Source organism: Aeromonas bestiarum (assembly GCF_000819745.1).
Lineage (GTDB): Bacteria > Pseudomonadota > Gammaproteobacteria > Enterobacterales > Aeromonadaceae > Aeromonas > Aeromonas bestiarum.
In genome coordinates, this window is record NZ_CDDA01000025.1 from 151,199 (window position 1) to 162,357 (window position 11,159).

12 protein-coding genes are annotated in these 11,159 nt (G+C 63.5%); 7 read left to right on the forward strand and 5 right to left on the reverse strand.

Translation table 11 applies throughout. The annotated features are described in order from the left end of the window. From BN1118_RS13260 to BN1118_RS13270, 3 genes are all read right to left on the reverse strand, one after another. On the reverse strand, positions 1-229 hold a 229-nt coding region (locus BN1118_RS13260; protein WP_043556555.1), incomplete at its 3' end, for a FeoC-like transcriptional regulator. After that, the gene (feoB, locus tag BN1118_RS13265) at positions 226-2,496 is read right to left on the reverse strand and encodes a Fe(2+) transporter permease subunit FeoB (protein WP_043556558.1); all 2,271 of its coding nucleotides are present in this window, start codon (positions 2,494-2,496) and stop codon (positions 226-228) included. The genes feoB and BN1118_RS13260, both read right to left, overlap by 4 nt. Then, positions 2,493-2,720 carry a FeoA family protein gene (locus BN1118_RS13270; RefSeq protein WP_043140907.1) on the reverse strand — a complete coding sequence of 76 codons (228 nt, stop codon included), beginning with the start codon at positions 2,718-2,720 and terminating at the stop codon, positions 2,493-2,495. The genes feoB and BN1118_RS13270 overlap by 4 nt, the downstream gene beginning before the upstream one ends. A gap of 119 nt (positions 2,721-2,839) precedes the next feature. Here BN1118_RS13270 and BN1118_RS13275 point away from each other — a divergent pair, with 119 nt between their 5' ends. The 7 genes from BN1118_RS13275 (at position 2,840) to BN1118_RS13305 (ending at position 8,375) form a co-directional block, all read left to right on the forward strand. Then, positions 2,840-3,169 carry a translation initiation factor gene (locus BN1118_RS13275; RefSeq protein ID WP_043556561.1) on the forward strand — a complete coding sequence of 110 codons (330 nt, stop codon included), beginning with the start codon at positions 2,840-2,842 and terminating at the stop codon, positions 3,167-3,169. A gap of 244 nt (positions 3,170-3,413) precedes the next feature. Next, positions 3,414-3,971 carry a TMEM165/GDT1 family protein gene (locus BN1118_RS13280; protein ID WP_042866068.1) on the forward strand — a complete coding sequence of 186 codons (558 nt, stop codon included), beginning with the start codon at positions 3,414-3,416 and terminating at the stop codon, positions 3,969-3,971. Positions 3,972-4,212: 241 nt separating this feature from the next. Next, entirely contained in the window at positions 4,213-5,151 is a 939-nt protein-coding gene (locus BN1118_RS13285; protein ID WP_043556562.1) for a DUF2157 domain-containing protein, read from the forward strand. A 36-nt stretch (positions 5,152-5,187) separates the two neighbouring features. After that, positions 5,188-6,195, forward strand: a complete 1,008-nt coding sequence (locus BN1118_RS13290; protein ID WP_043556563.1) for a DUF4401 domain-containing protein — start codon at positions 5,188-5,190, stop codon at positions 6,193-6,195. Continuing rightward, positions 6,192-6,695, forward strand: coding sequence for a GDYXXLXY domain-containing protein (locus BN1118_RS13295; RefSeq protein ID WP_043140895.1), 504 nt, complete (start codon positions 6,192-6,194; stop codon positions 6,693-6,695). The genes BN1118_RS13290 and BN1118_RS13295 overlap by 4 nt, the downstream gene beginning before the upstream one ends. Before the next feature lie 73 nt (positions 6,696-6,768). Then, on the forward strand, positions 6,769-7,515 hold the full coding sequence (locus tag BN1118_RS13300; protein WP_043556565.1) for a substrate-binding periplasmic protein: 747 nt from the start codon (positions 6,769-6,771) through the stop codon (positions 7,513-7,515). 113 nt (positions 7,516-7,628) lie between these two features. Next, positions 7,629-8,375, forward strand: coding sequence for a substrate-binding periplasmic protein (locus BN1118_RS13305; RefSeq protein ID WP_043140889.1), 747 nt, complete (start codon positions 7,629-7,631; stop codon positions 8,373-8,375). 58 nt (positions 8,376-8,433) lie between these two features. Here the strand turns inward: BN1118_RS13305 and BN1118_RS13310 are convergent, their stop codons facing one another. Together BN1118_RS13310 and BN1118_RS13315 are read right to left on the reverse strand one after the other, a co-directional pair. Further along, positions 8,434-9,447, reverse strand: coding sequence for a GGDEF domain-containing protein (locus BN1118_RS13310; protein WP_043556567.1), 1,014 nt, complete (start codon positions 9,445-9,447; stop codon positions 8,434-8,436). 889 nt (positions 9,448-10,336) lie between these two features. Continuing rightward, positions 10,337-10,645, reverse strand: a complete 309-nt coding sequence (locus BN1118_RS13315) for a hypothetical protein (protein ID WP_043556569.1) — start codon at positions 10,643-10,645, stop codon at positions 10,337-10,339. Positions 10,646-11,159 lie beyond the last annotated feature (514 nt).

Genomic DNA, 11,159 nt, shown 5'->3' on the forward strand with positions numbered 1-11,159 from the left:
CCAAGCCTATCTGGCCCGGCTCGCACCACTCGAACATCACCTCCTGGCTCTTGCCGCAGCAGCTGCCGCCGCACACCTGGGTCTCCCGCTTGGCGACCCGGCCCTTGCGCATCCAGACACCGAGCATGGCCTCCACCGCATCTTCCGAGGTGCGGAAGTGGCGCGCCAGATCCCGCCTGCTCACCTTCTGCTGTGCGGCGAGATAGGCGCCGAGCTCCCGCAGGATCACAGGGCCACCACCTTGCGGGCGACTATGTCGCCGTGACGACGGCCCAGCCACCAGAGCAGCAACAGGGAGAGGCCATAGCTGCCGATCCAGAGCAGGCTCTGCTCGGGGTGGGCGGCAAAGGTGGCCGCCTGATAGAAGACGGTGGCGCACAGGAAGGCCGTGTAGTTGCACCAGGCGGCGGTCAGCAGCGCCCACTGGCGACCGGTTTCCCGTACCAGGGCACCCATGGCGGCAGCACACGGCATGTAGAGCAGCACGAACAGCAGGTAGGCAAAGGCACCGGCGGCACCGTCGAAGTGGGTCTGCATGTTGCCGTAGGTGGAGACATCTACCTCCTGCGCCTCGGCGGCGGCCTGCTGGTCATCCAGATTGCCGACCTGGATCCCCATGGGATCGGACGGGTCTATGTCGGCCAGGTTGGTGGCGACGGCGGCGATGGCCTCGTTGAAGCTGGCAAGCAGGGAGAATTCCTTCTCCTCCTCATCCCCGTTGCTGCCGGCGTAGAGGCTGTTGAGAGTACCCACTACCGCCTCCTTGGCGAAGATGCCGGTGACGATACCGACCGTGGCCTGCCAGTTGTCATCGCGCACACCTATGGGGTGCAGCACAGGGGTCACGGCCTGGCTTATCTTGCTCAGCACAGAGCTTTCTTGGTCTTGGTGGCCGAAGCTGCCATCCGTGCCCAGCGAGTTGAGCACGCTCAGCACGGCGACCACCAGCACTATGGTTTTACCGGCGCCGAACACGAAGGATTTGAGCTTCTGCCAGGTCTTGATCCCCACGTTGATGGGACGCGGCCACTCGTAATCCGGCATCTCCATCAGCATGGAGTCGCTCTTGCCCGGCAACAGGGTGCTGCGCAGCAGCAGGCCGGTGAGCACGGCCACCAGAATGCCGATGAGGTAGAGACCGAACACCAGGTTCTGACCCGATTCGGGGAAGAAGGCCACCGCAAACAGGGCGTAGACCGGCAGGCGGGCACCGCACGACATGAAGGGGGCCATGGCGGAGGTCATCAGCCGCTCCCGCTCCGAGTTGAGGGTGCGGGTCGCCATCACAGACGGCACTGTACAGCCAAAGCCCATCAGCATGGGCACGAACGCCTTGCCCGGCAGCCCGAGGCGACGCATCAGGGCATCCACCACGAAGGCGGCGCGGGCCAGGTAGCCTGAGCTCTCCAGCACCGCCAGAAACAGGTAGAGACAGCCGATCACCGGGATAAAGGTGGCCACCGTCTGCAAGCCGACCCCGAAGCCGTCCGCCAGTATGGCTCCCAGCCAGTCCGGGGCATGGATCAGCCCCAGCAGGTGGTGCACGCCATCCACGAACAGGGCGCCGCCCATGATGTCGAAGAAGTCGATGAAGGCGCTGCCCACCTTGATGGCGAACATGAACATCAGGTACATCACCAGCAGGAAGAAGGGGATGCCGACCCAGCGGTTGAGCAGCACCCGATCCAGCCATTCGCTCTGGGCTATGGTGAGCTTGCCCTTCTGCTGACACGCCTGGCTGGCCCACTGGTGAATGTGACCATAGCGGATATCCGCCAGTTGCAGATCTATGTCCTGGGCATGATGGGCACGGGCCACCACGTTGGCGGCGGCGGCCTGCTGGCCGGGCAGCAGGGTTTCCTGCATCACGGCATCCTCTTCCAGCAGGCGCAGGGCGCGGCCACGGGCGGTGAGGTGGTGCGGGGCGAGCAGGGTCTCCAGCTCCGCCAGATCTTTTTCAAGGTCGCTGCCGTAATCGAGCAGCAGCGCGGGCTGGGGCTGGCCGATGAACTGCTGGATCTGGTGCTTGAAAGCGGCGACCTGCTGACGGTTGTGGGCCGACAGGGCCACCACGGGGCAGCCGAGCGCCTTGGCCAGCAAGGTCTCATCTATGACCAGCCGCCGCTTTTGCAATATGTCCATCTTGTTGAGCACCACCACCATGGGCAGCCCCAGCTCGCGCAGTTGCAGCGTGAGATAGAGGGAGCGTTCCAGGTTGGCGGCATCGATGACGTTGAGCAGCAGATCCGGCTGCTGGCCCTGAACGAAGCGGCTGGCGATCTGCTCGTCCAGGCTCCCTTCCTGATTGGCCAGGCTATAGATGCCGGGCAGGTCCATCAGCTTGTAGTCGTGCCCCTGGGCGGAGAACTCGCCCATCTTCTTGTCGACCGTGACGCCGCTCCAGTTGCCCACCTGCTGGCGGGCCCCGGTCAGGGCGTTGAACAGGGAGGTCTTGCCGCTATTGGGGTTGCCGACGGTTACCAGGGAATAATTCATACCGGTTCAACCTCGATTTGCAGGGCAAGGCTTTTTTGCATGGAGAGACAGATCCCCTGACACTGGATCTGGAGCGGATCACCCAGCGGTGCCGCGCGCAGGTAGATGACTTCGGTCTGAGGCAGCAAGCCCATCACCATCAGCTTGCGCCGCAGGGGACGGGTCAACTGATTCATGTTCTTGATGCGAGCACTCTGTCCCGGTGACAACTGCGCGAGTACCATGACTGACTCCTGAAGTTAAACAATAATAATTCGCTTTCACTCGGGGCATTATAATCCGTGTTTCCCACGCTAATTTGAGTAAAATCAAACTCCGCTTAGCTAACTCACAAATAACTGCCATGAGTCACGACAACAACAGCCGCCTGGTTTACAGCACGGACGGCGGCATCATCAAGGAACAGACCCAGTCCCCATCCGCTTCTCCCTTCCCCGCCGACGGCGTGGTGCGCATCCGGCGCGAGACCAAGGGGCGCAAGGGTGCCGGCGTCATCAGCATCCACGGCGTACCGGCCGAACAGCAGAAGGCCATCGCCACCCTGCTCAAGAAGAAGTGCGGTACCGGCGGCGGCCTGAAAGAGGGGATCATCGAGATCCAGGGGGATAAACGGGACCTGATCAAAGCTGAGCTGGAGAAGGCCGGTTTCAGCGTCAAGCTGGTGGGCGGCTGACCCACTTGTCTGGCGGATGATTTTTCCCTAGAATGCCCGCTCCCATCGAGGGGGAGTAGTCTCGCAGCCCGATCCCAAACCGGTTTGCGACCCTGATCAACATGCTTGGTGCCAACTCACCATGGTCAGGGTGATCCATCTAATTCGTGGATTTGACAAGACCTTTGACGGGCCAGTGCCAATACCGGGGACGGATGGCGCAGGCTTGTCTCAGGTATAACAATTCCGTCCCCCGGTCATTTTTATGGAAGCCCTGTTAACCTCAACCCTGAGCGTGGCTATCGCCGAGATCGGCGACAAGACCCAGCTGCTGGCGTTGCTGCTCATCTGTCGTTTTCGCAAGCCCTGGCCCATCATAGCCGGCATGCTGGCGGCGACCCTGCTCAACCACGCCGGCGCCGCCTGGCTTGGCGAGTTCATCAGCCGCTGGCTGGATCCCAAGGTGATGACCTATCTGGTCGCCGGCTCCTTCATTGCCATGGCGGCCTGGATCCTGGTGCCGGACAAGATGGACGACGAGGAGAGCCCGCTCGACAAGTACGGCCCCTTCATGGCCACCTTCGTGCTCTTCTTCATCGCCGAGATAGGCGACAAGACCCAGATCGCCACCGTCTTGCTGGCGGCCAAATATGACTCGCTGGTGCAGGTCATCACAGGCACCACCCTCGGCATGATGCTGGCCAACGTGCCCGTGGTGCTGCTCGGCAAGCTGGGCGCCGACAAGTTGCCGCTCAAGGGGATCCGCATCGCCTGCGCCATCCTGTTTGTGGGCCTCGGGGTCAGCACCCTGATCTTCGCCTGACACAGGCCGGCCCGGAAGGCGGCGAGGCAAGCGTGAGCACTTGCCTACCCCGCCCAGTGCCGGTATCCGTGTCGTGTCATCCCAAGCCAGCCCCGCCTCTATTCAAACAGGCGGGGCTTTTTGTTGCCCGCCAGCGGCCGATGCCTGCGTCCCCCCTGCCGGCTGTCGCACGCCCGCACACGGGGAGTGTCCCGCAGTGCCATGACGGTGGCATAATGCGGCAAACCTCATGGAGCATCCCATGCACTTCACCTCAAGACAGACGCTGCTCGACTGGGTCAGACGCGGACGCCTCGCCCAGGCGCACCTGCCCGCCGCCCTCGCCCTGTGCGAGCTGCCACCCGGCCCCGCCCGCTGGCAATGGTTGTTCGATCGCCTGCTGCTCTGGCTCGGCAGCCTCTGCCTGGGCGCCGGTCTGGTGTTCTTCGTCGCCTTCAACTGGCAGGAGCTGGGTCGCCTCTCACGCCTCGCCCTGCTGGAACTGCCCCTGCTCGCCATGCTGGTGCTGCTGTGGCGCAAGCCCCTGGCCGACACGCCCCGCCAGGCGCTGCTGCTGGCCGCCGCGCTCAATATCGGTGCCCTGCTGGCCCTGGTGGGCCAGACCTATCAGACCGGCGCCGATCCCTGGCAGCTGTTCGCCACCTGGGCCCTGATGCTGCTGCCGCTGGCGGCACTCGGCATGAGCCCCTTGCTGTGGACCCTGAGCTGGCTGCTCGGCCAGCTGGCGCTGGTGCTCTACTGGCGACTCGGGCTGTTCAACTTCTTGTTTGCCTTCGATGAAGAGGGGCTGGGCTGGTGTCTGACCCTGCTCAACGCCGCCCTCTGGGGCCTGCTGTTGCTGGCACCGGCCCGCTGGCGCTTGATGCCAAGCTGGCTGCCGGGTCTGGCCGCCGGCCTCGGCATCACCCTGCTGGCGTTGCTGGCGCTGTTTGATGCCGCCTCCCCCTGGGTCTGGCCCGCCTGGATCGCATGGCTTGGCGCCGCCTATCTGCGCTGGCACCACAGATTTATCGCCGGGCTCGCCATGGGCTGCCTGAGCCTGATCGCCGTGATCCTGGCGGCCCTTGGCAAGTGGATGGAGCCCGACGTGGACGGCTTCCTGCTGCTGAGTCTGATTGCCATTGGCCTGTCGGTCGCGGCCAGCCGCTGGCTGCAACAGCAACGGAGGTCCCATGCATAAGCAAGGCATCTGGCAAACCCGCCAGGAGGAGGCAACATGGCTGATCTGACCCCCTGGCAGCGGCTGCAACAGGCCAAACTGGTGGAAGGGGACGTCCCCAATGATACCCAGCCCCACTGGTCGAGCCGCTTCCTGCTCGGCATGGTGGGCTGGATCGCCGCCCTCTTCCTGCTGTTCTTCCTGTTCATGTCGTTCTCGCAGCTCACCCGGGATGCCAACAGCGCCCTGGTGATGGGCAGCGTACTGATGGCCATCGCCTATGGCCTCAACCGCTTCGCCCAGCGCAGCGATCTGTGGGACCAGTTCGTGCTGGCACTGGCGCTGGCCGCCGATGCCTGGCTGCTCTATGGCCTCATCGATCAGATTGACCCGCACTCGGCGCCGCTCTGGCTGGGGCTGGCCCTGCTGTCGCTCGCCATCGCCGCCCTGTTCGAACACTGGCTGATCCGACTGTTTCACAGCTTCGCCGCCGCCATACTGCTCACCCTTGGGCTGGCTTGTCTCGGCCTGCAACTGCTGGCCCTGCCGCTGGTGATGGCGGCCGTCACCCTCTGCTGGCTGCAGGCGGAGCGTCAGCCCGTTCACCATCAACTCTACGAATCCCTCACTCTGGGGCTGGCGCTCTCCCTGCTGGTGCTGGGGCGCCTGCACCACCCGCTGTGGGACGGGGGCGCCAGCATGCTCGACGAGCTGGGCCACTCTCGCCTGCCGCTCTGGCTCAATCCCCTGCTCTGCGCCGCCCTGCTGCTCGGGGTCATGATCCGGCTCAAGCTGCCGCTGCTGTATGGGCTGCCGCTGGTGCTGATCAGCGCCCTCATCCCCGGCATGGGGGCCGGCGCCCTGGTGCTGGTGCTCGGCTTTTATGCCGGTAGCCTGGGGCTGATGACGCTGGCGGGCCTGCTGCTGCTCGGCTTTGGCTCCCTCTATTACTACGATCTGGGGCTGACCCTGATGACCAAATCCTGGCTGCTGCTGGGCTCGGGCGCCCTGCTGCTCGGCACCCGCCAGCTACTGAAGATCCTCAATGGGAGGACGCCATCATGAGACGGCTTGGACTCCTGCTGACCGGCCTCGCCATACTGGCGGGCATCAACGTCACCGTCTGGCGTTACGAGCACGCCATCAGCAGCGGCGAGGTGGTGCTGCTCAGGCTGGCGCCGGTCGACCCCCGCTCCCTGATGCAGGGGGATTACATGCGGCTGAACTACGACATTGCCCGCCAGCTCGGTGCCCGTCGCGACAGCGAGCGCGCCAATGGCGGCGATACCCTGGTGATCCGCCTCGACGGGCAGCAGGTGGCCAGCTGGGTCGAAGGCGGCAAGCCCGCGCAACTGGCACCGAATGAGCGGCTGTTGCAGGTGCGCCTAAGCGACAACCAGTGGCTGATCGGGCCCGACGCCTTCTTCTTCGAAGAGGGCACGGGGGAGCAGTATGACGCGGCGCGCTACGGCGAGTTTCGGCTGCAAGCGGATGGCAAGGCGCTGCTGGTCGGGCTGCGTGATGAGCAGTTCAAGCTGATGGGAACCAGCAGGGATCGTTGGTAAGTACTGGCAATCTCAGGCTTTTTTACCCACACTTGCGCAAGAGGATCGCCAGTTTCACGCCAAGGATGGGCTCATGAGGATAAGGTTGTGCTGTTATCTGCTGCTGATGTCGTGCCTGGGTTCGGCGCAGGCAGATCTCGCCAGGCTGGAGTACCTGACCGAGGAGTACCCCCCTTACAACTTCAGCGATGAGGCCGGCCAGCCCAGCGGGCTGGCGGTCGAGTTGCTGCAGCTGGTCTGGCAACGCAGCGGCACGCCTGCCCAGCCCATCCGCATCCTGCCCTGGGCACGAGGCTACTACCTGCTGACCCAGAAACCCAATGTGGTGCTCTTCTCCACCGCCCGCACCGACACCCGCGACCCCCTGTTCAAATGGGCCTGCCCCATCGGCTACTCCGAATACATATTGCTGGCCCACAAGCAGCGCCACATCAGCCTGAGCGCCCCCGATCAGATGAACGCCTACCGGATCAGCGCGGTGCGGGCCGATGCCTCCGAGCAGTTGCTGCTCAACCGGGGCATGGATGAAACTCGCATCATACCGGCCAACCGGCTGAGCCAGGCCCTGCGCATGCTGGTGTCGGGCCGCGCCGATCTGCTGGCCACCAGCAAGCTGGCGGGCTATGACGCCATCAAGGCGCTGCAGCTCAAGGCCGACGACTTCAATGTGGCCCTGGTGCTGGATGCCGAAGAGCTCTGCTACGCCTTCAGCCGTCAGGTGGACGACGGCGTGGTCAAGCAATTCGAGCGCGCGCTAACCCAGGCGCTGGCCTCGCCGGAGTTTCAGCGCCTGCGGCTCCAATACCTGCCCGCCCCCTGACCTCAACGCGGCCTGGGTTCGCATCCCCTTGATTTAACCCCCGATCTGATTGGCGAATTATCACGATTTGGTAACACTTGAGGATGAAGCAACACCCCATCAGGATGGCCAAGATGAAAAAATGGATTGGAATAGTCGCGCTCATGTTTACCGCCATCACCCAGGCCAGCCCTGAACTTGGCAAGCTGCACTACCTCACCGAAGAGTACAAACCCTACAACTTCTCCAACGAAGCCGGCGCCCCTACCGGCCTCGCCGTCGAGCTGCTGCATCAGGTGTGGCAGAAGACCAACACCCCGGCCCAGACCATCACCATCATGCCCTGGGCGCGGGGCTACTACCTGCTGACCCAGAAACCCAATGTGGTGCTCTTCTCCACCGCTCGCACCGAGGCGCGAGATCCGCTGTTCAAGTGGGCCTGCCCCATCGGCTATGCCGAGATAGTGCTGATGGGGCTGGCCAAGAGTCCGCTCACCCTCACCAAGCTGGAAGATGCCCAGCAGTACAACATAGGGGCGGTGCGGGCCGACGTGGGGGAGCAGCTGCTGCTCAACAACGGCTTTGACGAGCAGAAGATCATGACCGCCAACCGCCTGCCCCAGGCGCTCAAGATGCTCACCTCCGGCCGGGTCGACCTCATCTCCACCAACAAGACCACCATGATGGATCTCATCGCCACCCAGCAGCTGGATCCCGCCCAGTTCAAGGTGGCCTGGATGCTGAGCTCGGAGCAGTTCTGCTTCGCCTTCAGCCACCCGGTCAGCGACGAGCTGGTCAAGGAGTTCCAGAACGGTCTGACCCAGGTGCTGGCCAGCAGCGAATTTCAGCAGATCCAGGGCAAGTACTTCCCCGCCCGCTAACCGGGTTGAGCAAGATAAGGGGCCCAGCGGGGCCCCTTGTTTTTGCCCGTTGGCGCCGTCAGATCTGTGTGCGACGCAGACGCTTGACCGCATACATGCTGGCATCGGCCAGCCGCAGGGCCTCGTCGATCGAGGTATTGGCCGGCTCTATGGCCACGACCCCCACGCTGGCACCGGGATAGTGCAGCACGCGGGAAGACAATGGCAGCTGCACCTGGCTGCACTCGAACAAGCGGCGCTGAAAACCCTGCACCGCCGCCTCCAGCGTCTCTTCACCGCACAGCGGCCCCACACCCACGGCAACAAATTCATCGCCCCCCACCCGCGCCAGCAGATCCCCCTCGCGCAGCACGCTCGAGAGTGCCCTCGCCACTGCCTGCAACAGCAGATCGCCGGCAGCATGGCCGTGAGTGTCGTTGATGGCCTTGAAGCCGTCGAGATCGATAAAGGCGAGCAGCAGCGGATGTTCGACCCGCAGTGCCAGGGAAAACAGGCGGTTGAGTTCGTGCATCAGCGCCCGCCGATTGGGCAGGCCGGTCAGGGGATCGCTCAGCGCCTGGCGTGACAGCTCCTTGTTGGCCCGCTGCAACTGCAAGAGCAGCTGCTCCCGCTCCACCTGTTCGGCGATCAGCCGGGCGAAGAAGGCAAGCAGATGATCCGAGCCTTCGACCAGCGGCTTGTGCTCGGCGCTGGCGCCGCACAGGGTGCCATAGAGGGAGCCGGAGGGAGTCAGCACGGGACAACTCAGATAGGTGCGAATGCCGAGCGTCCGCGCCGCCTGGGAATCCCCCCAGCAGCTCGCCACATCGTCGGTAAAGAAGCGCCCCTCATCGAGGGCCCGGCGGCAGAGGGCATCGCCCCAGGCCACCGAGCCCCCCTCGGGGATCTGCAGCTCGGCCGTGTTGTGGGCATAGCGGATATGTTGGATGTCATGACCCAGGTCTATCTCGGTCAGATAGGTGGACTCAAGCCCGGTGACCGTCTCTAGCATCTCCAGCAGCGGGCGGGTCAGACTCTCCAGATCCCGCGCCTCGGTCACCTGCAGCGACAACGTCTGCAATATTCTGTCCATGCACACCTCCCTGCTTGCATGTCGATTACTGAAACGATAGCCAACCCCTGGGCTCCTTCACAAGCAAGGCCGGGGCCTGATGCCGACTAAATGTGCCACCCTGCTCGCAGTCGTCGCCAGACGGCGCCAGCGGGCAGCCAAACCGGCCGCATAAGAGCCCTCTGCCTTGCCATGGGGTGAGCAACAGACCGCAGAGGGGTCAATGCACCAGATGCCCTCTCCTGCTCCCTTGCCCAGCCCGCAGCTTGGCTTGGCTTGGCTTGGCACGGATGGTGATGCAGATCTCGCGCCCCCCGGCAGCGCACGGCCACCGGCAGCGCACGGCCACCGGCCAAATACCGCAGCTTGGTGACGCGCCAACACTCACATCACTCGCCGCCCTGGGGCCAAGGCGGCACCGCGACCTTGAGCCGGCTCAAAAAACTATTCAATTCTGACACTTGCATCACTAATTCAATGGAATTCCATGGATCGGGCCGAGACGGCTCCGTAAGATAACCAAGGTGCCTGTTGGTCCCCTGGTTGCCTCTGACGGTCAACAGCGCATTGTGGTAGCGACAGCCAGGGGCGGTAGCAACTGTCGCGGATAGAGAGGGAGTATGTGCCTGCGAGGCGAGACGTCTGGCAGAAGGGGGCAACGGCGGCACAAGCCCGCCGGGTGATAGCGCAGGGCGCCAATACGCGGAGGAAATAACCCCGCCTGTTGCTGTAAACACAGGGCCCTGCAAGCAAACGGCACATTGCACCGGCGGACTATCCCCTCTCAGCGCAACAGACAGGTGATGACGACCGGCATTGCGCCCCACCGCGGGTCGCAAACAACCACCCGGTCACTGGCTTATCCGATGCCGTTTGACTCAACACCCGTCGCCACTGGGCACGCTCAGGGTTATTTGACCCGCATCAGGCGATGGCGGATATCTCCCAGCTCGAACTGGATCACCTGGGAACGCTGCATGGCATCGACCCGCTGCAGCATGTCGTCGTCGTACTGCTTGCGCCGCATCCACTGCATGGGCTCCTCGAAGCTGCCTTCATTGACGATAAAGGTATCCGTGTAGGTGTCGTTCACTATGCTGACCACCCAGATGCGCTGCTGAAACTCCGAGAGTTCGGCAAAGAGCGCGGCCCCGCGAGTCGCGAGCCAGCGCCCTGCCCGAGTGATCCTGTTTTTACTGTCGACGAGCCGGTTTGCCATAACTGATAAGGGTTGGATAAGAGGATGGTTGGGCATCCTAGCATCCAGGGGGATGGGGCACCAAGCAACAGGAGGCGTCGCCCCCTCCCATTCGGGCGAGACGTTGGGGGCAATATGCACGTAGGGTGCAATAAGCGGAGCGCATTGCACCAGGAAACGATCCCCTCTCCCCTTGCGGGAGAGAGGTAGGGTGCCAATAAGCGAAGCGCATTGCACCGCGGTAACAGTCCCCTCTCCCCTTGCGGGAGAGGGTTAGGGTGAGGGGTTGGGTAATGTCATTGATTTGCGATGTGTCGTCCCACGCGTAAATGGCATGGCTTCGCCATGCAGGACGCGAGGACGCTGTCCTCGACGGGGTTTCGCCGCCGCTACGCGGCTGGGCGAGTGACTTTTCTTTGCGTGGCCAAAGAAAAGTCACCAAAAGAAAGGCCACCCCCACTTGTTCGCCCTCCTGCGTCGGGTGCCCTCGGTTCACCCGTTTGTCCGACGGCACGCGCCGATGGGCTTTGATCTC